The organism is Ewingella sp. C233, assembly GCF_055407225.1.
This window is the reverse complement of the sequence record NZ_JBUZRI010000004.1, coordinates 187,668-213,836: the sequence shown is the minus strand read 5'-3', so window position 1 is coordinate 213,836 and position 26,169 is coordinate 187,668. Positions and strand designations below refer to the sequence as shown.

The 26,169-nt window shown below is 53.4% G+C and carries 21 protein-coding genes; 10 read left to right on the top strand and 11 right to left on the bottom strand.

Annotated features, from left to right (window positions below; translation table 11 throughout):
* Positions 1-58: 58 nt before the first annotated feature.
* The 4 genes from bcsB to ACZRKO_RS18500 are packed head-to-tail and all read right to left on the bottom strand — an operon-like array spanning position 59 to position 6,248.
* Positions 59-2,569, bottom strand: a complete 2,511-nt coding sequence (gene bcsB / locus ACZRKO_RS18515) for a cellulose biosynthesis cyclic di-GMP-binding regulatory protein BcsB (RefSeq protein WP_463738707.1) — start codon at positions 2,567-2,569, stop codon at positions 59-61.
* A complete protein-coding gene (gene bcsA / locus ACZRKO_RS18510; protein WP_463738706.1) occupies positions 2,566-4,671 on the bottom strand; it encodes a UDP-forming cellulose synthase catalytic subunit in 2,106 nt (701 codons plus the stop codon). Before bcsA ends, bcsB begins: the two co-directional genes overlap by 4 nt.
* A gap of 30 nt (positions 4,672-4,701) precedes the next feature.
* On the bottom strand, positions 4,702-5,505 hold the full coding sequence (gene bcsQ / locus ACZRKO_RS18505) for a cellulose biosynthesis protein BcsQ (RefSeq protein WP_463738705.1): 804 nt from the start codon (positions 5,503-5,505) through the stop codon (positions 4,702-4,704).
* Complete coding sequence (locus ACZRKO_RS18500) at positions 5,496-6,248, bottom strand: hypothetical protein (RefSeq protein WP_463738704.1); 753 nt, start codon at positions 6,246-6,248, stop codon at positions 5,496-5,498. Before ACZRKO_RS18500 ends, bcsQ begins: the two co-directional genes overlap by 10 nt.
* A gap of 583 nt (positions 6,249-6,831) precedes the next feature.
* Between ACZRKO_RS18500 and hmsP the strand changes: the two genes are divergently transcribed.
* The 3 genes from hmsP to ACZRKO_RS18485 all read left to right on the top strand — a co-directional run bounded on the left by hmsP (position 6,832) and on the right by ACZRKO_RS18485 (position 12,206).
* The gene (hmsP, locus tag ACZRKO_RS18495) at positions 6,832-8,823 is read left to right on the top strand and encodes a biofilm formation regulator HmsP (protein WP_463738703.1); all 1,992 of its coding nucleotides are present in this window, start codon (positions 6,832-6,834) and stop codon (positions 8,821-8,823) included.
* Between the two features lie 236 nt (positions 8,824-9,059).
* The gene (locus ACZRKO_RS18490; RefSeq protein WP_463738702.1) at positions 9,060-10,343 is read left to right on the top strand and encodes a dicarboxylate/amino acid:cation symporter; all 1,284 of its coding nucleotides are present in this window, start codon (positions 9,060-9,062) and stop codon (positions 10,341-10,343) included.
* 336 nt (positions 10,344-10,679) lie between these two features.
* Entirely contained in the window at positions 10,680-12,206 is a 1,527-nt protein-coding gene (locus ACZRKO_RS18485; protein WP_463738701.1) for a M16 family metallopeptidase, read from the top strand.
* 131 nt (positions 12,207-12,337) lie between these two features.
* On the opposite strand, the gene kdgK is transcribed toward ACZRKO_RS18485, so the two are convergent.
* Positions 12,338-13,270, bottom strand: a complete 933-nt coding sequence (gene kdgK / locus ACZRKO_RS18480) for a 2-dehydro-3-deoxygluconokinase (protein WP_463738700.1) — start codon at positions 13,268-13,270, stop codon at positions 12,338-12,340.
* Between the two features lie 203 nt (positions 13,271-13,473).
* The gene (locus ACZRKO_RS18475; RefSeq protein WP_463738699.1) at positions 13,474-13,677 is read right to left on the bottom strand and encodes a 2-hydroxymuconate tautomerase family protein; all 204 of its coding nucleotides are present in this window, start codon (positions 13,675-13,677) and stop codon (positions 13,474-13,476) included.
* Between the two features lie 287 nt (positions 13,678-13,964).
* Here ACZRKO_RS18475 and pdeH point away from each other — a divergent pair, with 287 nt between their 5' ends.
* Positions 13,965-14,741 (top strand): cyclic-guanylate-specific phosphodiesterase, encoded by a 777-nt coding sequence (gene pdeH, locus ACZRKO_RS18470; protein ID WP_463738698.1) that lies wholly within the window; start codon positions 13,965-13,967, stop codon positions 14,739-14,741.
* A gap of 106 nt (positions 14,742-14,847) precedes the next feature.
* Positions 14,848-16,911: an AsmA family protein gene (locus ACZRKO_RS18465; protein ID WP_463738697.1), complete on the top strand. Its 2,064-nt coding sequence runs from the start codon at positions 14,848-14,850 to the stop codon at positions 16,909-16,911.
* A 42-nt stretch (positions 16,912-16,953) separates the two neighbouring features.
* Here ACZRKO_RS18465 and ACZRKO_RS18460 read toward each other — a convergent pair whose 3' ends face one another.
* From ACZRKO_RS18460 to ACZRKO_RS18445, 4 genes are all read right to left on the bottom strand, one after another.
* Entirely contained in the window at positions 16,954-17,724 is a 771-nt protein-coding gene (locus ACZRKO_RS18460; protein ID WP_463738696.1) for a CDP-diacylglycerol diphosphatase, read from the bottom strand.
* 66 nt (positions 17,725-17,790) lie between these two features.
* Entirely contained in the window at positions 17,791-19,113 is a 1,323-nt protein-coding gene (locus tag ACZRKO_RS18455; RefSeq protein WP_463738695.1) for an MFS transporter, read from the bottom strand.
* A 289-nt stretch (positions 19,114-19,402) separates the two neighbouring features.
* On the bottom strand, positions 19,403-20,527 hold the full coding sequence (gene yhjD / locus ACZRKO_RS18450) for an inner membrane protein YhjD (RefSeq protein WP_463738694.1): 1,125 nt from the start codon (positions 20,525-20,527) through the stop codon (positions 19,403-19,405).
* A 125-nt stretch (positions 20,528-20,652) separates the two neighbouring features.
* Positions 20,653-21,552, bottom strand: coding sequence for a LysR family transcriptional regulator (locus tag ACZRKO_RS18445; RefSeq protein ID WP_463738693.1), 900 nt, complete (start codon positions 21,550-21,552; stop codon positions 20,653-20,655).
* A gap of 127 nt (positions 21,553-21,679) precedes the next feature.
* Between ACZRKO_RS18445 and ACZRKO_RS18440 the strand changes: the two genes are divergently transcribed.
* On the top strand, positions 21,680-22,438 hold the full coding sequence (locus ACZRKO_RS18440; RefSeq protein ID WP_463738692.1) for an SDR family NAD(P)-dependent oxidoreductase: 759 nt from the start codon (positions 21,680-21,682) through the stop codon (positions 22,436-22,438).
* Positions 22,439-22,447: 9 nt separating this feature from the next.
* On the opposite strand, the gene ACZRKO_RS18435 is transcribed toward ACZRKO_RS18440, so the two are convergent.
* Positions 22,448-23,194, bottom strand: a complete 747-nt coding sequence (locus tag ACZRKO_RS18435; RefSeq protein WP_463738691.1) for a flagellar brake protein — start codon at positions 23,192-23,194, stop codon at positions 22,448-22,450.
* A 262-nt stretch (positions 23,195-23,456) separates the two neighbouring features.
* Between ACZRKO_RS18435 and ACZRKO_RS18430 the strand changes: the two genes are divergently transcribed.
* Genes ACZRKO_RS18430 through ACZRKO_RS18415 form a run of 4 tightly spaced genes read left to right on the top strand, consistent with a single transcriptional unit; the run spans position 23,457 to position 25,935 of the window.
* Positions 23,457-24,047 (top strand): cytochrome b, encoded by a 591-nt coding sequence (locus ACZRKO_RS18430; protein ID WP_463738690.1) that lies wholly within the window; start codon positions 23,457-23,459, stop codon positions 24,045-24,047.
* Between the two features lie 31 nt (positions 24,048-24,078).
* The gene (locus ACZRKO_RS18425) at positions 24,079-24,615 is read left to right on the top strand and encodes a tetratricopeptide repeat protein (RefSeq protein ID WP_463738689.1); all 537 of its coding nucleotides are present in this window, start codon (positions 24,079-24,081) and stop codon (positions 24,613-24,615) included.
* Between the two features lie 46 nt (positions 24,616-24,661).
* Entirely contained in the window at positions 24,662-25,165 is a 504-nt protein-coding gene (locus ACZRKO_RS18420) for a sigma-70 family RNA polymerase sigma factor (protein ID WP_463738850.1), read from the top strand.
* Complete coding sequence (locus tag ACZRKO_RS18415) at positions 25,162-25,935, top strand: anti-sigma factor family protein (RefSeq protein ID WP_463738688.1); 774 nt, start codon at positions 25,162-25,164, stop codon at positions 25,933-25,935. Before ACZRKO_RS18420 ends, ACZRKO_RS18415 begins: the two co-directional genes overlap by 4 nt.
* The last annotated feature ends 234 nt before the right edge of the window (positions 25,936-26,169 follow it).

Sequence of the window (26,169 nt, the reverse complement as noted above, 5' to 3'; positions counted from 1 at the left end):
GTGATCGCCGAGTCAGGTGTCATCATCATCATCATTATTATTTTTATTGTGGTTATGTTCATTTTTTTGGCTGCTTACCGAGGCGTTTCGCAGCATGTTTTGCCAGCAGGACGTAGAGACTCAGGCCGATCAGCAGCGAAACCAGTAAGGTGATGAGCGACAGGATCACAATGTGCGTGCTGGCGTACCACACCACCATCATGTACCACGGCATCTGGCCGGTCGGGAACTGCTTACCGACGGCAAAACTGCGGATACCGTTTTCATCCGTGATGATCGCCAGATCGCCACGGATACCGGCGTTGATTTTGGATGACTTGAGGTCGTCGTGAATTTTCAGCAGTTGCTGGTCGTCGGTACCGGTCGCCACCACCACCACGTGGTCAGGTGACCAGCGCGAACGGTAGCTGATAAACCCGCGCCATGCGCCGGTCGACGACAGATAACGGTCGGCATCCACGGGCTGGCGATACCAGTCGCCGGTCAGCGCGTCGAGGGCGCGTTGCAGCTGCGTCGGCGTTTTCACGCTGAGCGAATTGTTGTTGATGGCGAACGGCGAGGCTTCCAGCAGTTGCTGGTTGAAAGCTGAATCCCCGAGCGTGGTAATAGCTAAGATGTCGCGGTCAAACAGCGGGTTTTCCCTGTCATTGCCTTTCAGGCCAAACACCACCTGCGCATGACTGACCGGTACGCCGGTCGCGTTCCCGGAACGGGCGGCCATGTTCAGCAGGGTGTGAATGTCACCCGCCGTCGGCACCGGCGGCAGCAGCAACAGGCTGTCGGAGAAGTCTGCCTGTTTCGAGAACGGATACGATGCGCCGACGAAATAGGAGAGATTCGGCAACTGGGTAAAGTGATAGCTGCTGCTCAGGTCGATATACGAGTTCGGGTCGATGCGGCTTTTGATGTTATCGCTGGTAAGAATGCTGCACGGGGCATCTTTCTTCGGCTTGATATCAAAATAGAAAGCCAGCTGGTTATCCCCGTAAATCAGATAAGGGGGCAACTTGATAGTGTAACTTTCCTGACGGCTGTCGCCGCCGAGACGCCGCCAGACGTTTTCCAGCAGGCCGACTTTATTGACCGTCAGGTTGCGCAGGAAAGTGCCGTTAATGGAGACGTTCAGCTGCGAGTTGTCCTCGTCGATCCAGTTTTCGGTGGGAAAACGATAATCGATGCGAACCGGAATGGTGTGGCCATCCCACATAAAGAGATCCGGTGCGGCGCGGAACGGCACATGGATTTCATTATGGAAGATGCCGGTCGCGGTCAGCGGGTTCTGGTCACGTGCGGCAAGCTCTCCAAGCGTCACGGGACGTGAAGTGTCAATCCAGCGGGAAGCATCATACGGTTTGCGCGTCGGGATACTTTGCTGCGTGACGGGCAGGCGATCGGTGTTATTTGGCATCGCGGCGCTGATCAGACGGTAAGAGGCCTGACGCAGCTGGTTTTCATCGTTGCCCAATACAAGCAGCAGTTTGTAGACCGGATTCAGCGGGTTATCGATGATTTGAATTGACGGGCCGTTACTGACGGGCAGCGTCAGTGAGCCAATTTTATCGCCCGGTTTGCCAAACAGAATGCCGTTTTGTTCCGGTAAATCATTCAGGACTACCGGGAAGTCGATGTCACGGTAGTCAGACAACATGCCAAGGTATGAGGCGACCATCGCGGCTGCGCTGACATCCTGCGGTTGCAGCGCGGAGGAGAACGCCATCGTCACTTTTGACTCCTGCATTTGTAGCGGGTCAAAGAAAGGACGCGGGAAGTTGCCGAGGTTACGCCCAATGTTGAGCTGCTGACCTTCCAGCCCGATGCTGGTGGAAGGCAGAACCGTGACCCAATACTTGTCCGACTGATCTTTCTCGCAGGTCATGGTGTTGATGTCATGAACGCGGAAACTCAGGTTGTTGCTCGACACCACCATCGCCGCCGGAATGTCCAGTTCGTAGACGTCGCCGCCGTTGCTGCTCTGGCTCAGCGGCAAATTGCCCAGTGGCTGGCCGTTAAGCATCAGCTCCAGCGTGGTATCTCGGGCAATCAGCGCCGGAGAGATTTTCAGTGCCAGCGACAGTTTGGCATTGGTGATCACCTGATCGCCGGGCAGGGTGAAGATAATCCCTGATTGTAACTGGCCACCGCTGAGCGTCAGCCCATTCGGCTGGCCCATGTCCGCGACGGTGATGTTACTGGTTACCGGTTGTACGAGCGGGATCACCGGCGCAGGCGCTGCGTCCTGTGATGCGGCCACCGGCGACGTGTTAACCGGCGTGGTGTCATCCTGCGGCGCGGCGTCAGCGGCAGGAATTGCGCTGGTAACGGGCTGGCTGGTCTCAACTTGCGACACATTACCGGCCGGGACTGGCGGCGTCGGTGGCAGCCAGGACGGAGCCGGTGGCAGATTACCCATTCCGCTGTCCGGTGCGATAGTCTGGCCGTTACTTTGGGTCGTGGCCAGTGCGCCGGCTGACTCTTCTGCACTGGTTTGCACCAGCGGCAAAACGCCCAGCGAAAGCAGCAATCCGGTAGTTAAACGGCGAGTGAATAATTTTTTTAATGGTCGTTTCATGCGGCTTCACTCTTACCGGCGGATTCTTTGGCTAACAATCTGTTTTTCGCACGGCGTTCGCGCCAGGTGCCAAAGAAAAGATCGAAAACACAGCGGACAATACCGAACAGCGATCGCAGCGGCCTGTCTTGCGGATATTCATCACCGAGCCATGCATCAGCACGTGACAGCACCACCCGGACCAGTTCACGGCGTTTATCCAAAGGAAGATTTTCGAACTGCAGGCGCAGGCGGTCTTTGTCAGCGCTGATTTGGCTGACCGGGAAGCTTTCGGCACCGGAAGCCAGCTGAATTTCCACCTCTTCAATCTCTTCATTCAGATAACGCACATCCGGTGTCACCAGTTGCACACCGCCCATCGACATATCAATGGTTTCAGTGCGCAGGGAGATGCCGTTGGCGTAGTGGATAATCGCCGGGATAGCGACATCGATACGGATAGTTTTACGCACCTGACGCGTCTCTTTGGCGACGGCAATAGCGGCCAGCAGAATGATCACACTGAAACTGCCCCACGCCACGTTCAGGGCAATAACGCTCGGATCGACATCAAAGTAATCGTGGAATATCACCCGGATCAAACCCCAGCCAATGCCCATCAGCATCAGCGTCAATGCAATCAGATGCGGTTTAACGATATGGAAATCGAAGAATCCGTTATCCAGTAATCCGCCTTTATCGGTCACGTTAAACTTCCCTTTTTTTGGGGAAATCAGCGTTACCAACGTCGGAATAATCAAATGGAACGCCATGACCGTGTCATACACTTCGCCCCAGAAGGAGTAGCGGAATTTGCCATTAAGCCTTGAGTTCATGTAAATCGACATCACCAGATGCGGTAAGGCGTAGGCGAAAATAAGAGCCGAAGAAGACGCAATGATATTCAGGTTGAACAGCAGGAAGGCAATCGGAGCGGTAAGAAACACCACGCGTGGTAAACCGGACTGGAAACTGATCATCGCATTGAGGTAGCAAAGTCTCTGCGCAATGGTCAGCCCCCGGCCAAACAGCGGGTTATCCATACGTAAAATTTGCGTCATGCCGCGTGCCCAGCGGGTCCGCTGGATGATATGCAAACCAAGGCGTTCTGTGGCAAGACCGGCCGCCAGCGGAATCGCCAGGAAGGAGGATTTCCAACCCAGTCGCTGCATTTTCAATGCGGTATGTGCATCTTCGGTGACGGTTTCTACGGCAAAGCCGCCGATTTCATCCAGCGCTTTACGACGGATAACGGCACAGGAGCCACAGAAGAAGGTGGCATTCCAGTTGTCATTCCCCTGCTGGATTGGGCCATAAAACAGTGACCCCTCTTTCGGAATATTGCGCCCTATCGATAAGTTGCGCTCAAAGGGATCGGGTGAATAGAAATAGTGCGGCGTTTGTACCAGTGCCAGACGTTCATCTTTAAGGAAGCCCCCCACGGTGGCTTGTAAAAATACTCGGGTTGCCACATGGTCGCAGTCAAAAATACAAATCAGCTCACCTTTGGTGAGTTTCATCGCATTGTTTAAATTCCCCGCCTTGGCGTGGGCATTGTTATCACGGGTGATATACCCGACGCCCACATCGGCGGCAAATACGGCGAATTCATTCCGCTTGCCGTCATCGAGCAGATAAATTTTTATCTTATCTTTTGGATAATCAATGCACTGCGCGGCCAGAACCGTATCGCGAACCACATCGAGGCTTTCGTTGTAACTCGGAATATACACATCGACCGTCGGCCACAGTGACATATCTTCAGGCAACGGTTCGATAGTCCGGTTTAAAGGCCACATGGTTTGCAAATAGGCCAGCATTAACACTACCCAGACATAGATGTCGGCCAGGAAAAGGCCTAATCCCAGAATGGTTTCTATTGTGGAGTTAAAATGCAGTGTTTCTGTCGCCCGGTAGTAGATATAGCGGGTGGACATTAATACCGACAGGATCACCAGCACAATAGAGATGCGTCGGTTTTTTATTCGTCCCAGGATGAATAATAAACCGATGCTGATGAGACCAAAAATATACTGTTTTTGGCTGTCCATCGGCGTGATGATAATAACTGCCGCCACCGGCAGCAAAAGAAGGACGAGCAGGGAGAATAGGAATTTATTCATCGCATTTAGGATCGCTGTCTGCTGGAGCTATTAATAATTATTAGGCTTTGGAGAGGCGTGCAGTTCCCCATCACCGACTTTGATCCCTAAAATGGCCGCGACTTTTTTGCTGATCAGTTCAATATCAAACGCCGAAGCAGATACCGGGCTGAAATCAATAATAGAGCGCTGTGAGGCGTTTGCCTCAGGCACACATTCATCCCTGTGGATGGTGCCCAGTAGCCGTTCGTTCAGGCGCTGTTCAAAGAACTGCGTCACATCACGGCTGAGTGTCCGGCGGCTATCACTTTGGTTAACAACGTAATATTCGCCTTTCTTGTTGTTGAGCGGCGTACCGATAAGCTTATTTTTTTCCATCAGCGGCAGCAGCGATAATGACGCGGTATCTGCGAGCATTACGACGACGTGTAAATCCGCCAGCGCTTGTACGGCTTTCAGCGCCGGGCTGGGGCCGGGAGGGAAATCGGCAATGACGACCAGACCGGGGTAATTGAGCACGGTATTTAAACCACGCTGTAAAAAATGCGGATCACTCGCCAGCTGATGTTCAAACTCCAGCCGCTGTTCTTCGTTCACTTCGCCATAAGGCAGTACGAAAGTATTCGACCCGGCCTTGAGGATAAACTGGCTCCAGTCTGACTCATTACCTGACCCGGCGACAAAACCACGGGTATCGGAAATGGGTACACCAAAATGCAGGCGCAGGGCGTTTTGTACATCGAAATCGATGACCAGCACTTTGCTGCCGCTTCGGGCCAGGGAGTACGCCAGATTCGCGGCCACCGTGGTTTTTCCAACCCCGCCTTTCGGGGAACACACACAAACTAACGGCATGAGGCAATCATCTCTAACAGGGGTTGAAGCGGCGTATCGCGATGTAAGAAAGCACCCGCAGATGGCGGAGCTTTTTGTTTAAACATTTGACGGAATTGTGTGCCCGGCGCTGACGCGGCAGGCACAGGTGCCGCAGCCGCAGCAGGTTGTGTCCAGGCAGGGGCCGGCGCAGATCTGACCGGCGCGGTATAGGCTGGCGCAGGCGTGACCGGCTGGTCAGGCAGAGCCTGTTTCACCGAATCCAGCAGGCTGCCCGTAGTGTCAGGCGTGACAGATTGCGCATGTAAAATCGCCGCGCTGTGTGGCGCAGAGGCCTGCGCTGCGGGTGCCTGCGAAGATACAGATGGCTGAGGAGCCAGCGGGAGGGACTCACGCAGAGCATCCATCAGGCCACCAGGGGCAGGCGCAATGGCGGAAGAAAGGGGATTCACTGTCATAGGTGTTGCGACGACCGGGGCCGCAGAATGTGCTGCCGCCACCGGCGAATTCGGCCGCTCATGGGTCTGCGGCGGGCTACGCTGAAATTCTTCAGCGGAAATGGCCTGTGGCGTCGGCTGCGTGGTGCGGCCATTGTCCAGCGTGCTCTGCGTTTCTTCGCTGGCAGATACTTGCTTAATCAATGCCCATTGATTCATTGAGCCCGTCATGCCATTACCGGTAGATTTTTCTGTTATCTCTTTATAATCAAGATCTTCTGTTTTTGATTTTTCGATAAAGCGCTTAATATCGTCATATTTATTCATATGTTCTGCCCGGTGGGGATTATATTTATCCGAGTATTTGAGACGCGAAAACGGCCAACGATCATCAGTGGCAAAATGTCAGGAAAGAAGTGATTAACACATAAATAATGTGCTTTAGGATTAGTCCTAATATATCAGCTAAGGTATAGCGTGAAGCACAATTTACAAAAAATAGGAATTAGTCCATATCATCATAGACCATCGTTAACTGCTTGGTAAAAAAGCGATTTTGGCGCAATTTGCTGTTGCAACGAGATAATGGCGTTAATTGCTCCACCTTTAATGTGATAAGTAGCACATTTATTGCTTTAACGTTGTTAAAGTCAGAATGATTACCACCTCTAAAGTGACAATTCCAAATATTAATTGAATAAATAAGGTTACTCATATTTGTATGGAAAACGTCAGGATGAGGCGGTTATGTTTTTTCCTGTCATAAACGTGTTGTTTTCATAGACTAATACGTTGCGGGCGGGGCCAGAATTTTTTCTAATCAGGTATACTGCGCCGGGGTAGGGTTCATCTTCTCTGCCTGTTACGATATGCGGGTTGAAATTACGTTAGAATATGTCGGAGAACTAGATTGCGGGTCAGGCGTTCATTAACCATAAAACAGATGGCGGCGGTATCCAGCGTCGCGGTGATCACCATCTGCTTTTTTATTGTCATCCAACTGTTTCACTTTGTGCAGCAGCGGAGGGACGATTACGCCCAACAACTTGAAAATATTGCCCATTCCGTCAGGCTCCCGTTGTCACAGGCCGTGCTGGACGTTGATCTCAAAGAAACCCAGGAAATTCTTAACACGCTGCGCCCGGTCGGCATTCTTAGCCGCGCAGAAGTGGTATCGCCGAATGAAATCACTGCGCTGAGTACCCATTTCCCTGCGGGAAGACCGGTGCCTGAGTGGGTTATCCGCGGATTTAATCTGCCGGTCACGATTTCGGTCCCGCTCTATTCGGCTGCGGCCAGCCCGACCGCGCCCAAGCCGCTGGCTTATCTTGAGTTGCAGGCCGACTCCTACCGCATGTATCAGTTTATCGTCAGCGCGCTCTCTACCATGCTCACCACGTATTTACTGCTGGCGTTGATTTTGTCGATTTCAGTGAGCTGGTGCATCAACCGCCTGGTGGTGAAACCGCTCAGGGCCATCGCCCGTGAGCTGGAAGCACTGCCCGAAAGTGAGATTGCCCATCATCAGTTGAGTCTGCCTCCGCGCCATGAGGATGATGAGTTTGGCATGCTGATCCGCAGCTATAACCGTAATCAGCTGCACTGGCTTAAGGCGCAGCAGAAAGTTCAGGAAGAAAACCCGTCGGCCAGCGCCCTGAGCAGTGAAGCGCGGTTTATGGCACATTTGCAGTTGCGGATAAACGCCACGCCAGCGGAGAAAGATTTCCACCTGCTTCTTATTGGCATTGAGAGCCTGCGCGATGACGGTCATGTTAGCTGTCCGCTGGTCACGTCGATCATGGAAATCTTGCCGCCAGATTGCTTGCTGGCACGTCTGAGCTATAACGAATTTGCCCTGCTGGCAACGGACATCGCCCGTCCCTTCATGGCAATGCGTCTCGCGCGGCAGATTATGGAACGTATCAATGCCCCGCAGGAGAGTGATATTGCCCCACTGGCGCTGCATCCAACCGGGAGCATCGGCATTGTGCATTATGACGGTGAAATACCGGTGACCGCCGCACAACTGATGGCGAATGCCCGCGCTGCACGTCTGTCGGCCTATCAGCAGGGTAAAAATCAGATTCTGTTCTTCGAGCCAGAACTGACGGAAAAAATTCAAAAGCGCCTGCTGCAGGAGAATGAAATTCTGCACGCGATGGAGCAGAACGACTTCACCCTGTTTATTCAGCCCCAGGTCAATATGGCTAACGGCACGGTGATGGGCGCGGAAGCGCTGCTGCGCCGTAAAATGGCCGACGGCAGCTACGGGCTGGAGAGTGATTTTATCGTACTGGCGGAAGAGATCGGCGTGATGGGGATGCTCGGTTATAAAGTGCTGGAATTGGGCTGTGGCATTCTGGCCCGCTGGCAGCAGTGCGGCATTACGTTGCCGCTGTCGGTCAATCTTTCTGGTATTCAGGTGCAGCAGCGCAATTTTCTGCCGGAGCTGCGCAGCCTCCTGAGCCGTTACAAAATCAACCCCGGCCAGCTGGTGCTGGAGATCACCGAAACCGCCCGTATCGAAGATTTGGATCGCGCGCTTTTATTGTTGGGTGAGCTGCGTGCGGTCGGTGTTTCCATTGAACTGGATGATTTTGGTCTGGGCTATTCCGGGCTGGATTATCTGAACCGCCTGCGCAGCTTGCCGATTGACGTGATCAAAATTGACCGCAGTTTTGTCAGCGTGCTGCCGGAGGATGATGTGATGGTCAACATCGTGGCGTCCATCGGAAAGGCGATGAATATTCAGCTGGTTGCCGAAGGTGTTGAAACCGACGAACAGCGCCGCTGGTTACTGGAAAATGACATTCTGTTTGGTCAGGGCTATTTCTTCTCCGCGCCGCTGTCGCAGGCCGAGTTTGAACGCCAGTTCTGTGATAACAAGATTGTGCCCGTCTGACGTTGTGGCCCTTTTCTATCTGCTTCTTTTTTCTTTCGCTCCCTGCTGTTTTAATGTATCCCTGACCTTGTTGCTTTTCAGCTGAATGGTTTCGGCTCTAGTTTTACAACAACAGGGATTGCGAAACGAAACAAATTATTTCCATCTTGTTATGTCGGTGTTATTTTCCCGCCTGTCGATTTTGGGTATTACCCATAATGACTGAAGGGTTTTGTACCACTACAGGATGGCCATAAATGAAAACAAATATCTTCAAAAGCCTCTATTTTCAGGTGCTGACGGCGATCACCCTGGGCGTTCTACTGGGACACTTCTACCCCGAGCTGGGTGCGCAAATGAAGCCTCTCGGTGATGGTTTTGTTAAATTAATCAAGATGATCATCGCCCCGGTGATCTTCTGTACCGTCGTTACCGGCATCGCCGGGATGGAAAGCATGAAGGCCGTGGGTCGCACCGGCGCGATTGCTTTGCTCTATTTTGAGATTGTCAGCACCATTGCTCTGATCATCGGGCTGGTTATCGTCAATCTGGTGCAGCCGGGAGCAGGGATGAACGTCGATCCCGCGGCGCTGGATGCCAAAGCCGTGGCGATGTATGCCGAGCAGGCGCAAAGTCAGGGCATCGTTCCTTTCCTGCTGGATATCATTCCGGGCAGCGTCATCGGCGCCTTCGCCAGCGGTAACATCCTGCAAGTCCTGATGTTTGCCGTGCTGTTTGGGTTTGCGCTGCACCGCCTGGGCGATAAAGGCCAGCTGGTCTTTAATTTCATCGACAGCTTCTCGCGGGTAATATTCGGCATCATCAATATGATCATGCGCCTTGCTCCGCTGGGTGCTTTCGGTGCGATGGCCTTTACCATCGGGAAATATGGAGTGGGTTCGCTGGTGCAGCTCGGTCAGCTGATTCTGTGCTTCTACCTGACCTGCGTACTGTTCGTCGTGGTGGTACTGGGGCTGATTGCCCGCTTCACCGGCTTCAGTATTTTCAAATTCATTGCTTATATAAAAGAAGAACTGCTGATTGTGCTGGGAACCTCGTCGTCTGAATCGGTTCTGCCACGTATGCTCGATAAAATGGAGCGTCTGGGCTGTAAAAAGTCGGTGGTGGGGCTGGTTATTCCGACCGGATACTCTTTCAACCTCGACGGCACCTCGATTTACCTGACTATGGCGGCGGTGTTTATCGCTCAGGCGACCAATACCCACATGGATATCTGGCATCAGATAACCCTGCTGGTGGTACTTCTGCTGTCATCGAAAGGCGCAGCGGGCGTCACGGGCAGCGGTTTCATCGTTCTGGCCGCGACTCTGTCCGCAGTAGGTCATCTGCCGGTTGCCGGTCTGGCATTGATTCTCGGTATTGACCGCTTTATGTCCGAAGCCCGTGCCCTGACCAATCTGGTGGGTAACGGTGTGGCGACGGTCGTGGTAGCCAAATGGTGTAATCAACTGGATGAAGGTCAGCTGAAAGCCACACTGGCGGGTCAGAAGGGTCTGACAGCGGCTGAGAAATCTGCCTGACGGGCGAATTCTTTCCGAAAAATCTGGTATAAAAAATCTAAAAGGCAGGTCGGAATTTCCGAATCCTGCCTTTTTCATGTTTAATTCCCCTATTAATTGACCGGTTGCTTGATGTAACCATTGGATTATCTTCATAATGTGCGTCCCCGGTGTCCCTTCGGTTATGGTTCGCAATAAATTTTCATGAGAACGGTGACATCGGCAAAAACATGCGGTCTAACAGAGTGCTAAACTTTGCCGTCTTCGTTTTTACACATTGATATCCTGTGGGTGAGTCGTAAGACGCCGGCAGGACAAGCACATTGAAAATTGGATTGTCATTACGTAGGGGTTCACATGCAGGGCACCAAAATTCGTTTACTCGTTGGTGGATTGTTGCTGGCAGTCGCCGCAGGCAACGCGCAGGCTGAAGCATTACAGCCCGATCCGGCCTGGCAGCAGGGTAAATTAGACAATGGTTTTACCTGGCAAATGCTGGCTACGCCGCAACGTCCAAGCGATCGCATCGAATTACGTTTTATCGTCAAAACCGGTTCTCTGGCGGAATCCAGTCAACAAACAGGCTTTGCGCACTTTCTTCCCCGCCTTGCCCTGACACATGCCGAAGGCTTCAGCAGCTCTCAGTTGCAGTCTTTCTGGCAGCAAAGCATTAACAGTGACCGGCCATTACCTCCGGCTATCACCTCGTATGATTTCACTATGTACAATATCAGTCTGCCTAACGGGCGGCCTGATCTGCTGAAAGAAGCGCTGGCCTGGCTGGCCGCGACCACTGGCAACATGGTGATTAATCAGGAGTCGGTAACGGATGCCGCCCGTATGCAGCAGGATCCGATAGGCGCACTGCCGATGGATACCAAAGATGCCTGGTGGCGTTATCGCCTGACCGGTTCAACACTATTGGGCCATGATCCTAGCCAGCCGCCGGTACACCCGGTGGATGTCAAAGCGCTGGGCCAGTTCTACCATCAATGGTATACCCCGGACGCCATGACGCTTTACGTGGTCGGGAATGTCGACAGCCGCAGCATAACGGAGCAGATCAACAAAACCTTCTCCGCGCTGAAAGGCACCCGTCAGACGCCGCAAACGCTGCCAACCTTGCCGGGTTTACCGCCAAAAGCGATGACGCTGATGGATGATTCGCTGACGCAGGACAAGCTTTCGTTGTTGTGGGATATGCCGTGGCAGCCGATTCAGGATTCGCAGGCACTAAGCACTTACTGGCGCAGCGATCTGGCGCGTGAAGCGTTGTTTTGGCATTTACAGCAGGCGCTGAAAATCTCGCCTGAGGGCAAAGCCAAATCCGCAGAATCGCCGGTGCCTAATCTGAGTTTTGACTGCCGTGTGCAGTATCAGCGTGCGCAGTGCGCCATCCGTATGGATGCGCCGCAGGAGAAGATGCTCGACTCACTGAAAAATCTGTCGCAGGAATTAGTCAAAGTGCGCGATAACGGCCTGTCACAGGCGGAATTCGATGCCCTGATTGCGCAGAAAAAGGATCAGCTCAGCAAACTGTTTGCCACCTACGCGCGTACCGATACCGACGTCCTGATGAGTCAGCGGCTGCGTTCGCAGCAGAATGGCGTGGTGGATATCGCCCCTGAGCAATACCAGAAACTGCGTCAGGAGTTCCTCTCCACGCTGACCTTACCGGTACTGAATCAGGAGCTCAAACAGCAGCTTTCCCGTGATCCGGCATTGTTACTGGTCCAGCCGAAAGGTGAGCCAGAGATGAGCGTTAAAGCCTTGCAGGAAACCTATGATCAAATCATGGTCCCTGCGGTAGTTCCCGATGTCGCGCCGGCTGATGCAGCCAGCAATACGGGAGAGAGTGTGCCGGGTGCGGCGCCAGCACAATAACGTTGTAGATGCTTGATGAAGGGGCTTCGGCCCCTTTTCTTTTTTAATTTCAACTTCAACTTCAACTTCAAATTCAAGGCCGTGGGCGGCGAGCCCACGGCCTTGAACCTTAGAGATTTTGCTTAGCTTTTCTAAAAAGCTAACGCTTCTGCCGGGATGATCGCCCCACGGTATTGAATCACTGTGCTGGCTGTCTGGTGTCCGCGCACAGCTGCCGCTTCGGCGCTGCCGCCGGTCAGGCGTACGGCGAGATAACCCGCGCTGAAGGAGTCTCCGGCGGCGGTAGTGTCGATGACTTTCTCTTTTGGCAGCTTCACTGCCGGAACGTCATACTGTTTGCCGTCAGAGGCGGAAACAATGCAACTGTCAGCGCCACGCTTGATCACCACTTCGCTGACACCCAACGCGTGCGTTCGGGCAATTACCTCATCAAAGGGTTTTGCGCCCCACAACATATCTTCATCATCCAGCGTCAGGAAGGCGATATCAGTACAGGCCAGCATCGCGTTGTATGCTGCCTGCGTTTTCTCTTTACTGGCCCACAGGCGCGGACGGTAGTTATTGTCGAAAATCACCTTGCCACCGCGTGAGCGGCAGGTCTGAAGCAGTGTCATCAGGCGTTCGCGGCTGTTGTCATTGAGGATCGCCAGACTGATACCGCTCAGATACAGATAATCAAATTCCGCCAGCTTCTGGCAAATTTCTGCCGAATGCGGGCTGTCGAGCCAGTAACGTGCGGCGGCGTCGTTGCGCCAGTAATAGAAGGTGCGTTCGCCGGTGTCGTCCGTTTCAATCACGTACAGACCCGGAAGTTTGTCATCGAGACGCTGAGTCAGGTCCGTTTTCACACCTTCCTGTTGCCACGCGGCCAGCATTTCGTTGCTGAAACTGTCGGTGCCAAGGGCAGTAACATAATGCACGTTGAGCGCATCGGCGGGGACCTGACGGGCGATATAGACGGAGGTATTTAGGGTGTCACCGCCAAATCCGCGGTTCAGGGAGGAGCCTTTCTGTGACAATTCAATCATGCACTCGCCGATAACGGCAATGTTTTTGCTGGTCATTGAAACGGGCCTATGTCTTGAGAAATGAAAACGGAATAAGCAAAACGATGCGCTTAGTCTCTTCGCAAGCAGCAGGGCAGTCAACACTATTAAAACGCGGTTTTATTTTTTTTCGAGGTGTCTCGAAGAAGCAAAAAAAAGTCATAAAAAAAGCGAAAGCCTTTACGCTCTCGCCATACTCTTAACTGCCGCCTCAGCCCGTATTATTTTGCTTCGCTGCGCAGTTCGGTGACGGTGCGTCCGCCCAGACCCCAGTTGTCGGTATCCACTTCATCGATGATCACCGTAGTGGTGGCCGGGTTTTTATTCAGGGTATCAACCAGCAGTTGGGTGACCCCTTCGATCAACGCTTTTTTCTGTTCAGCGGTCGCGCCGTCACGGGTAATTCTGATATTGACGAAAGGCATGGTTTTCTCCGGAGTTATCACAGTTTCAGTACGGCCTTTTACTCTAGAGCGTGCTCCGGCGAACTTCCAGTGCGACCGGCTGGCATTTTGTGCTGTCTGGTTCCCCCTCCTGATACAGGTGATTAAAGTTTCCTCTCGCTACGCCGATAGATATCACTACGAAAGAATTGCAGGGGGCCGGACTACCCGTGTGGCCACGCATAACATCTGCCGCACGTAAACGGATGAACTGACTCGGGTTCAGGTGGCAGAGAGGTTGATAGCAGAAAGCATGGCGGCATAAAAATATGATAACAAAGATGATGTTAGGTCTGATGATGCCTTCATTCGCTGTAATTGAACGCGTTCGGGCACAGTCCTACTGGCGGCAATGCCAGCGGGTGTACCGCTTTCAGCCCATTTACCGCACCACCGGAAAGTTACTGGGTATTGAGCTGCTGACCGGGGTTTTTCACCCGTCACAGCCGCAAAAATTTGTATCGCCCGAACACTACTTTGTCGCCATTGCGATAGGCAAACGTGTACAGATTGTTCAGGAACAGCTCGACCTGTTGCAGCAGTGGCAAACATTATTTATCGACCACAACCTGCTGGCTTCCATTAACGTAGACGGTCAGGTACTTGAAGCGCTACAGACCGACGGTGCGCTGAAGCGCCAGATCAACAATATGCCCTATGTGCGTTTCGAACTGGTCGAAAGTGCCGAGAACGCACTCAGTATTCCGCTGTCGCAAATTGAGCAGGCTGACCGGTTGTGGCTCGACGACTTCGGTCAGGGTATCGCCAACTTCTCGTCGTTCACAACCTGGCATTATGAGTACATCAAAATCGCCCGCGATCTGTTTATTTTACTTCGCCAAAGTGAGGAGGGAGCCCGCCTGTTTTTCACGCTGGTCACCCTGATGAACCGCTACAGTAAAGGCGTGATCATTGAAGGTGTCGAGACTGAACAGGAGTGGGCTATGGTGCGAAATTCCGATGCGCTGGCGGCTCAGGGTTACTATTTATCCCGCCCAAAAACCTTCGATTTCCTCGACCAATTGCCAATACATTTCAAAGATTAATCACTTTCTGTCACGTTGTTCCTTCCCGTGCCAATGATGCAAGCTCCCGCAAACTCAACTATGGTTAGCTCTATTAATCAGTTAATTGTCTGATAGGAATAGGCTAATGACACGCACAGGTAAAGTGGTTAGTTGGGTGGCCGGTATCATCGTTATTTTGTTGATTACCATCATTATTTTCATCGCGATGTTCGACTGGAACCGCCTGAAACCCACGATTAATCAAAAAGTCTCAACCGAGCTCAACCGCACTTTTGCCATCCGGGGAAATCTGGGTGTTGACTGGTCACGTCAGAAAGATGAAGCCGGCTGGCGTGCCTGGGTGCCGTGGCCGCACATTCATGCCGAAGACATTGTATTAGGTAACCCGGAAGATGTGCCGGGCGAGAAAAAGGATGACCAGATGGTGACGTTGGCCCGCGTGGATGCAAGCATCGCGCCGCTGGCGTTGTTGCATAAAGAGGTGCTGATCCCGCGCATCTGGCTGAAGCAGCCCAATGCGTCGCTGATCCGTCTGGCGAATGGTAAAAATAACTGGACCTTCAATCTGGCAAACAGTGACACCAAAGATGAGGTCCAGCCTGCTTCGCCGTGGTCATTTACCCTCAACGACATCGTGTTTGACCGGGGGCAGATTGATTATAAAGATGCGCCGCTGAAAGCGGATTTCCGTGCCGTCATTGACCCGCTCGGAAAACCGTTGCCATTCACCGAAGTGGTGGGGGCGAAAGGTGATAAGTCTGCTGAGGGCAAAGGCAAAACGCCGGATTACGTCTTCGGCTGGAAAGTGGACGGCAAGTACAACGGCGAACCGCTTTCCGGCAGCGGTAAAATTGGCGGTATGTTGGCTCTGAAAGACCCCGATTCCCGCTTCCCGTTACAGGCGGATGTGCGCTCGGGCGACACGCGTGTCGCGGTAGCCGGTACGCTGACGGATCCGATGAACCTGGGGGCGCTGGATTTACGCCTCAAATTCTCCGGACAAACGCTTTCGGATCTCTACGGACTGACTGGCGTACTGTTACCGCAAACGCCGCCGTACTCCACCGACGGCCATCTGAGCGCCACGCTGCATGATAAAGATGGTGCGGTGTACCGCTATCAGAACTTCAACGGCGAAATCGGCGACAGCGATATTCATGGCTCGCTGACCTATCGTGCCAGTAAGCCTCGGCCAAGTTTGGCCGGCAGCGTCGAGTCCAGACAGCTGCGGTTCGCCGATCTTGCGCCACTTATCGGTGCAGATTCCAATAAAGACAAAGCCAAACGCGGCGAGAAAACCCGTCAGCCATCGGATAAAGTCCTTCCGGTTGAGAAGTTTGATACTAAAAGCTGGGCCGTGATGGATGCCGACGTGAAATTCAGCGCCAAACGCATTGAGCACGGAAAATCCCTGCCGATTAGCGATCTGAGTACGCATCTGAAATTGACTAAAGGCGTGATCCTGATGGACCCGCTGCGCTTTGGGGTGGCAGGCGGCAACCTTAATTCGACCGTGCGGCTGGAAGGGGATAAATCCCCGATGCAGGGCCGCGTTGATATGCACGCGCGCGGGCTGAAGCTGAAACAGCTACTGCCGAGCGTGCAGTCGATGGAGCGCAGTCTGGGGGATTTGAACGGTGACGCTACGCTCACCGGTACCGGTAATTCGGTAGCTGAACTGCTCGGTACCAGCAACGGCGACATGAAATTGCTGATTAATGACGGGGTTATTAGCCGCGGCCTGATGGAGATTGTCGGCCTTAACGTCGGGAACTATGTGGTGGGCAAGCTGTTTGGTGATGACGAGGTTGCGATCAACTGCGCGGCGGCGGACGTGAATATTAAAAACGGTCTGGTTTCCCCAAGGCTGTTTGTGTTCGACACCGAGAACGCCGTCATTAACATCAGCGGTACGACCAATATGGCAACTGAACGTCTGGATTTGACGATTGATCCGCAGAGTAAAGGCGTGCGTATTCTGACGCTGCGTTCACCGCTCTACGTGCGCGGTACCTATAAAAATCCAGATGCAGGCGTGAAACCTGGGCCGCTGATTGCACGCGGTGCCGCTGCCGTGGCGCTGGGTGCCGTCGTCGCCCCTGCCGCTGCGCTGCTGGCGCTGATCTCTCCAAGTGATAATGAACAGAACCAGTGCGGCCCGATTTTACAGAAGATGAAGCAGAAGTAGGTTTCGCTTCCTCCCCTTCGCGGGGGAGGAAAATTGAGCCTGTTACTTTGGCACCGGATCCAGTACCGCACAGTCGTGGTCCTGGATCTCTTCGGTGGATGCGTTGTTCAGCTTCAGAAGATTACGTTCGCTGGCCAACAGCAGGAAATGGCCGCCCGGCAGACTGACCATCGCCATGCCGAAATGGCCCATCTTCTCCTGCGCCTGCGGAATGCCTTCGGCCAGCAGACGGAAAGCCCCTTTCTGATTTAACTCTGCCGGATCCACTTTACGCGCCAGATAGGTGTGACCCACCAGCTGATCCGGTAATTCCTTCCAGCGATAACCGACCTGTCCGGCATCCTTTGCCAGCGTGCTTTTTACTGCCGGTAAGAGGCAGGAGATATGAATATGCAGCTGATTCTGTGAACGGCCATATTGTGAGTTAATCGCCAGTGAGACATTAGTGTCGTCGATGGCTTTGCCGTATTTATCCGACATGTAGTGGCGGGCATCCCACGCCTGACTAAAGTAGTTTGGCGTACTCTCTTCGAGCAGCGCCGGGCCTTCCATACCGGTGATTTTGGCCGTGGGCATCAGCAGATATTGCAATGGTCCGTTCATGTCTTTCAGAACCACAAATCCCTGCTTTTCATCTACCTGCGCACAAGGCGCGGGCTGCCCGCTGGCGCGCTGATTCGGCACGCACTTCTGGCTGATGATGTTCCATAACGCATTCGGATTAGATTTATGCGGCAGAAGAAACCACAGGGCGGCGGCGATCACCACCAGAAGCAACACCAGTGGTATAAGCAGTCGGCGTGAGAAACGCATAAAGAGTCCTTGGCAAAGACTGACACCGCGTCGGCTGCGTCAGCACAATGAATAAAGTAACGGCGGCTAGAGTGACTGGTCGCGGGTCTCTTTGGACAACAGCAGCGCGATCAGCGTGAGCATAGCCATCGATGCCAGATAGATACCCACATAAAACAACCCATAGCGTGTGGCCAGCCAGGTCGCGATATAGGGCGCAACGGATGCACCGAGTATCGATGCCACATTATAGGAGAAGGAAGCGCCGGTGTAGCGAACTTCTGTCGGGAACAGCTCCGGCAGCAGCGCGCCCATCGGGCCAAAGGTCAGCCCCATCACCAGGAAACCGCACAGCAGGAACACCATCACCAGCGCCTGTGAGCCAGAACCCAGCAGGGTCGGGAACAGCAGGGCAAAGACGATCATCAGCAGCGTAATGCAAATCATGGTTTTACGGCGGCCAAACGCATCGGCAAGCTGACCGGCAATCGGCACCATCACACCAAATCCGACCACGCCAATCATCAGCATCAGCAGGAAATCGTTACGGGTAATACCCAGCCCCAGCGGTTTTGGCGTGGTGCCATAACCGAGCGAATAGACGGTCATGATGTAAAACAGCGTGTAAGTGGCGACCATAATAAAGGTGCCGAGCACGGTGGCTTTCAGATGTTTGCTGAACAATGTGCCAATCGGTACCCGCACCTGTTTCCCGGCTTTAGCTATTTTAGCGAACACCGGCGTTTCATGCAGCGATACGCGCACATACAGGCCGACGAGAACCAGCACTGCCGAAAGAATAAACGGCACGCGCCAGCCCCACGCGATGAACTGTTCGTCGGTCAGCAGCCACGACAGCAGCAGGAACATGCCGTTGGCAAAGAAGAAGCCTATCGGCGCGCCCAGCTGCGGGAAAGAACCGTACAGCGCACGTTTTTTCGGTGGCGCATTTTCGGTTGCGAGTAACGCCGCGCCCCCCCATTCGCCACCTAATCCCAGACCCTGACCAAAACGCGCCAGCGCCAGCAGCAGTGGCGCGAACACGCCGATGGCGGCGTAGGTCGGCAGGAAGCCAATCACCACGGTGGAGATGCCCATTGTGAGCAGCGAAGCGACCAGCGTGACTTTGCGCCCGACGCGGTCACCGAAGTGACCGAACAGCGCCGAGCCAATCGGGCGGGCGATAAAGGCGATGGCGAAAGTCGCCAGAGATTGCAGCGTGGCTGCCGTCGGGTCGCCCTGCGGGAAGAAAATATGCGGGAAAACAATCACCGCCGCCGTGGCGTAAATGTAAAAGTCGAAGAATTCAATGGCCGTGCCGATGAGCGACGCTACGATGACTTTACCGCGTGAATTCTGACTCACTAAATTCGCGTCAGCTTCTAATTCTGGTGTGATGGAGGCTTGCATAAGTGTTTCTTATTGTAGTGAGTGGGAAGGAACTAACGAATGTAAATAAATGTATAGCGTAAAAACATCTTATGCAGAGCGCGACGGCATTTCAACGCGACGGAAAAGCAGAAAGAGGGCATTTGGCGCGGAATCGGGGGATTGTTTTCTGTTGATGAGATTTCGCCAATCATAAGTTTGGCGAATGGATTAAAGGCAGAGTAACTGACTAGAAAACCGCCAAAGAAAAGTGCGGGCCTCAGTCAGTTATTCTGATTTCAACGAATGGCCGGTCGTTGGTTAGCGTTTATCACTGATTGTTGGATCTTATATCAGCATTAACGACTGCAATATGAATTTCATCTGGCACGATAGCATTGTCCTGCGTGAATTCACTGTCGTTTCCCGTTGCGGCTTTCTTCTGGTGTCCGGCTTTGGTTTTAGGGTCAGGCATGGGCGGATCGTCCTTGTACTGCGCGGTGGCTATCCACGCCGCCACAAACAGCGTCAGGCGGGCGAAGAAATAAAAGAACGCCATCAGCCCGATGACTGAACCGAATGCCGCACCCGATGGCGAACTCGCCAGCCGTGGCAGGGTCATGGTCATTACAAACTTGATCACCTCAAAGCCAATGGCCGCCAGCAGCGTACCGCGCAGCAACGCTTTTTTACGCGGCTTGTGGCGCGGCAGCATCCAGAAAATCCATAAAAATAACAGGTAGTTGGCGGCGATGGAGATCACCAGCGCCACTGAGGTCAGCACCGGTCGTAACCACTCGATACCGCCCAACCCCAGCGCATCGACAATGCTTTTCTGCGCGGAACCGGCAATCGACGTCAGGGACAGCGAAATGATCAGCGCCAGTACCAGACCGGTCAGCGAGATAAAATCGCGGACATACCGTTTGTAGATTTTCTCCTGATCCTGCGGATTACGCTCCCACACATCACGCGACTGTGCGCGGATGGCTTCGCGTAAATTCCCCATCCAGCTGATGCCGGAATAGAGCGCAATCAGCAGGCCGGACAAACCCACAGCAGTACGCTGCTGAATGGCGGTGTTTACCGTGCTTTTTAGCGTATTCGCGAGGTTCGGGTCGCTGATGCTGCTGACTATCTTGCCGATAAGTTCGGCCAGCAGATCCGGATTGGACGCCAGCACAAAACCGGCGGCAGCAAACGACACCATCAAAATGGGGATCAGCGACAGAAATGAGAAATAGGTGATAGCCGCACCGAACTGGCTGCCGAGGCGGTCATTAAAACGCTCCGTGGTGCGTATCAGGTGGGCGACCCAGCCCCATGCCTGAACGCGAGCGACCAGACGGGAAAAACGGGTGATATTTTTATCTACCGTTGTATTTCCCGTTTTGATATTTATCAGCGGCTTATTCTCTTCCTGCTCAGGGTGTTTTTTTTCGATTGTGGTCGGCATTAATCCACTCAGTCCTTAATCTAAAAGATTTCCATGCTGTCAGTATAGCCCGCCAGACGCAGCGCGCAGGCAACAGCGGCGCTGACTGCTCGCGCACTGTACAGCGCCGCGCCGGGGATCGCCGGTCAGGCAGCATAATGCCTGGCGATGTCAGTCATCCAGTCCATGAACACTTTGGCGCGTCGTGACAGGTTAAGGCGGTGAGGGTAAACCAGCGATACCGTCATAGGCGGTGCGCAAAACTGCGGCAGAATGCTCACCAGATTGCCTGCTGCCAGCGCCGCGCGAACGCCGGTCAGCGGCACCTGAATAATACCTAACCCGGCGAGGCAGGCAGCGGTGTAGGTCTGGGTACTATTCACGGTTAATGCTCCGCCCGTTTTTACCGTTTTGAGCTGTTTCCCTTCCAGATATTCAAAGCCTGAAGTGCGGTTACCCAGCGTTTGTTCGTAGTGCACCATGGCGTGCTGAATCAGTTGGTCCGGGTGTTCCGGCGTGCCGTAACGCTGTAAGTAGGCGGGGCTGGCGCAGTTGACCATGTTTAATTGTGCCAGCGGGCGGGCGATCAGGCCGGAATCTTTCATCGACCCCACCCGCACCACACAATCGAAACCTTCACGAACCACATCTACCCGGTGATCGGTGCTGCTGAGTTCAATCTCTATCGCCGGATAGCGATTCAGAAATTCCGACAATCGCGGCAATACCAGATCACGCGCCATGCTGACCGGCATATCGACGCGCAAACGACCGCTGACCGTCGCCGGATTGGACTGAAACATTGACTCCAGTTCGTCCATATTGGCCAGCAGCTCTTTGCAGCGCTCGTAAAACACCTGACCGTCCTGCGTCAACTGCACGCGCCGCGTAGAACGGTGCAGCAGGCGTGCCGCCATGCGCGTCTCCAGCTGCTGAACCAGCCGCGACACGCTGCCTTTCGGCATTCCGAGGCTTTCGGCGGCGCGGGTAAAATTACTCAGTTCCGCCACCCGCACAAAGACTTGCATTGACTGTATTTTATCCACATTTCGCCCGATTGTTGTTTGAATTGAGACAGTGAAACTCATTATTGACTCTTTATCATTTCCCTGTCGTCTAATAGTCTGTATTTCATACAGAGACAACCGACAACATTCACTGCGGAGTATGAAAATGAGCAATAAAATAGCAATAGTGACCGGCGGCAGCCGTGGTTTAGGCAAAAATGCGGTGGAAAAGCTGGCTGCACGCGGTATTGATGTGATTTTGACTTACCACAGTCAGGCCGATGCCGCGCAGGCCGTGGTGAAATCTGTTGAAGCGCAGGGTGGCAAAGCCGTTGCGGTTAAACTCGATGCGGGCGACAGCAGCACCTTTGAGGCGTTTGTCGCCGAGGTCAAAACTCAGTTGCAGCGCGTCTGGCAGCGTGAGACCTTCGATTTTCTGGTCAACAATGCCGGCGTGGGCTTACATGAGTCCTTTGCTGATACCACTGAAGCGCAGTTTGATTTGATGATGAACGTCCACCTGAAAGGGCCGTTTTTCCTGACGCAAAAACTGTTACCGGTGATGATAGACGGTGGCCGCATTCTGAACGTGTCCAGCGGGCTGGCGCGTTTTGCACTGCCGGGTTCTTCGGCTTACGCCATCATGAAGGGTGCGGTTGAAGTCCTGACCCGCTATCAGGCTAAAGAGCTGGGCGCGCGCGGTATTACCGCCAACGTTCTGGCGCCTGGTGCAATTGAAACGGATTTCAGCGGCGGAATGGTGCGCGATAACCCTGAGGTGAACAAAATCGTTTCCAATAACACCGCCCTGGGGCGTGCCGGTTTGCCGGATGATATCGGTGATATGGTCGCATTGATGCTCAGTGATGAAGCGCGCTGGATGAACGCCCAGCGCGTAGAAGCGTCAGGCGGTATGTTTATCTGATGTTAAGCATCAGTCATCCTGAAAACGTCGGGCTTTCTGATTCTGCTGCTTTTCCAGTTCGAAAATCGCCCGTTGCAGGTCACGTTCCTGCGCGGGCGACAAACAAGGGAATTTGAAACTCAGTCTCTGCGTGGTCACCGTCTCGCCTTTATTACTCACCGTTTTGCGGTCCATCGCGCTGATAAATTCCAGATCCAGCCTGAAGGAGCCAAACTCTGCCAGCTCCACCACCGTATCTTTAATCACCGCACCTGACTCAATGCTCAGTGGAATCACGTTCTCGACGTGCAGCCCCAGACCGCCGAGCGAAATATCTTTCAGTTTGAACGAAAAGCCGGTGGCATCGGGAAATACCCCGCTGCAATTGTAAGCCGCCTGTAGCGGGATATTGACGCGGAAATACTCACGACGCTGGATGAAATAGAGCTCCGGTGGAATCTCGCAGCTAAACGTCGGCAGATTTTGCCAGGTGATCTCATGGATTTTTCCGGAGATAAATTCCACTTTCGCCCCGGCAGGCTCGGCGACAAAGCTCAGTGTTTGTGCCTCTTTGGCGAGCTGATTGTCATAATCACCGCTGCCCAAATCAAACAGCAACTGGTTGGTGTCTGGCAGGACGTCGAGAATTTTACTGATAAATTGTCCGCGCCCGTGGCTCACCATCACCAGCGTGTTGTTTTTTTTCAGATCGCGCAGAACGGCCAGGATCCCCAGCTTATTGCGTCGGACAAATTGCTCTTTCGATGCTTCGTTCACCTGCCATACCCCATTAGTATTTTTATTTTGGTTATACGGTGCTCAATTTGACTTAAAAAAGCGGTCATAACGGTTATCGGCAGGCCGCCGCGAAGCTTGATGCTTTTTTGTTAATTCGGAAAAACCTCAGGAAAGAGGGGCAAGACCAATGTTGCCAGTCGATCCACGAAAATTTATTTCCCCGTATTGATAAATAAAATCGAATAAAACCCCGACCTCAAGTGTTTACTGCCTATACAGAACATTTACGGACGCTTCTTTTATGCAAAAATACTCGGCTTCTTCCGTTTCACCGCTGCGTCATCGCTATGACGGCCTGACCATTACGCTGCACTGGGTGACGGCGGCGATCGTCATCTTTATGTTTGCCAGCGCGCATATCTGGGAGGTGCTGGAACGGGGCACGCCGCTGCGCAAAGGGCTGCAATCCGTGCATATCTCGATGGGGATATTGCTGGCGGTGATTATTATCGGGCGTTTGCTCTGGCGGTTATTCACCGTCAGCACCGGGCGCAGTAAACAGGCGCCTGTTGCCATGCCAACGCTGATGAAAGCGGCGGCGCACCTGACGCATCTGGCGCTTTATTTGCTGTTGCTGGCACAGATTGTGCTCGGCTTCCTGTTCCGCTGGTCGCAGGCGGAGCCTTTCTATTTCTTCGGCCTGTTTCCCATCCCTGATGTCTTTAATTTCGACAGCGTCATGACCCGTACCTTCGGCTCGCTGCATAACAACGTGGCCTGGGCGCTGATTATTGTGGCGGGTGTTCATGCTCTGGCCGCGCTGTTCCACCATTACGTGTTACGCGACGGCATTCTGCGCCGCATGTTACCGGGCAGCCACGGCCGCTCATAATCCGTCAACGCAGTAATATCAGGACACCAACATGAACACGATGACTTCCGTTAAAGCCCTGTCAGCGCTATGTCTGGTCGCCGGGCTGTCGCTGTTTTCGCTCTCTGTCAGTGCGATGGGTGATGACTCACAGAAAACGCCGGACTGCCCGAAAGGCCAGGTTTATGACAGTAAAACCAAAAGCTGTATGGTTGAAAAAGGCAGCATGATTTCCGATCAGGATAAAACCCAGTACGCCTACCATCTGGCAAAATCGGGCCGTTATCAGGAAGCCCTGACGCTGCTCGATACCCTGCAACAGCCTAATACGCGGGAAGCCTGGAACTACCGGGGCTATGCCACGCGTAAACTGGGTCGCACCGATGAAGGGATCGGCTATTATCAACGTTCCATCGCTCTCGACGGCCATTACGCCAAAGTGCGCGAATACCTTGGCGAAGCCTATATGATCAAAGGACGCCCTGATTTAGCGAAAGCCCAGCTGGCGACCATCAAAGAAATTTGCGGTACCGGCTGCGAAGAGTATCGCGACCTGAACGCCGCCATCGGAGGGCATCCGGAATCTTGATATTTTCTGACTGATGACGAGGTAGTGAAAAATCACGTCCACTGAAATCCGGCACGAACTGAGCCTTTGCCTCGCGCGTCTCTGGCGCTATGGCATGGTGTTGTCGCGTAAGCGCGACGTGGCTGATGATCTGGTTCAATCCACCTGCGTGCGGGCGCTGGAACGCAGCCCGCAGTTTGAGGAAGGAACCCGCATCGACCGCTGGCTGTTTTCGATTCTGCATTCTATTTGGGTCAACGAACTCAGGGCGCAGCAGGTCAGACAGGGGCAGGGATTTGTCGATATTGATGACGTGGAGCCGGCCAGTGAGGCCAGTGATTTTGAAGACAACCGCTGGCAGCGGCAGGTTATGCAGCAGGTCGGCGGCCTGCCGGAAGCGCAGCGTAATGCGGTTTTTCTGGTTTACGTCGAAGGTTTTACCTATCAGGAAGCCGCGAATACGCTGGCGGTCCCCGTGGGGACTATCATGAGCCGCCTGTCTACGGCGCGCCAGACGCTGGCGAAAGCAGCGGTTTCCTCACGTCATGCGCTGCAGGGAGAGAGAAAATGACGCAGCTTCACACGCCTTTCTCTGATGAGGTGCTGGTGGCTTATCTGGATAACCAGCTCAGCCTCACTGAGCGCGAGCAGTTTGCCGAACATCTTCAGCATGATGAGATCCTCAGTGAACGTCTGATGCTGTTGTCGCACAGCAGTTTGCCTTTCCACGACGCCTTTGAACCGATGCTGGCTGAAGCTCCGCTGACCGATTTACAGGCGCGGCTTGATGCCATTCCCGATGCGGCACAACCTGTCGGGGTAAACCGCAGACAACTGCTGGCGGCGGCGGTCAGTTTTCTGGCGGTCGGCGTGCTGGTCGGGCGATACGCGCTGCCGCCTGCCACAAGCGAAAAAGATAACAATTGGCGCAATCTGGTGGCGCAATATATGTCGCTCTATTCCGCTGAAACGCTGGCGGATATTCATGATTCGCCCGCCCGCCAACAGGCCGAATTGCAGCGGGTTAAAAATATTTTAGGCATCGTGCTGACGCCTGCCCAGCTGGCTTTACCGGGCGCTGAACTGAAGAATGCCCGCATCCTCAGTTATGACGATTACCGCATCGCACAAATCTCCTACCTCGATCCCAAATATGGCTCGCTGGCGCTGTGCATCACCCGAACTTCACAGCCGGGGAAAACGGCGCAGGAAAGTGAGGTCCGCCGCGGCATGAACGTGGTGTACTGGCGCAGTAATGGGTATAACTTCATGTTAATCGGCCATAATCCGGCAGAGCAGATGGCCGCGCATGGTCATACATTGCTGCAGACGCTGAGTTAAGATAAATATAATTACACACAGAAACTATCTTGCTGAATAATTTTAAAGTTTAAATTTATTTTTAACCAACGTGGCATTAATGTTATATTGGTTACGAAAGGTTGATATTTGGAATATCCAGCAACAATATGTGTGTTTCTTTTGTTAATGCGCCAGCGAATACGCCGCGCGGTATAAAAATCCTTTCAGTTTGTCGGGAATAATCGCTTGTTCCTGCACTCATCAGGTTGCTGA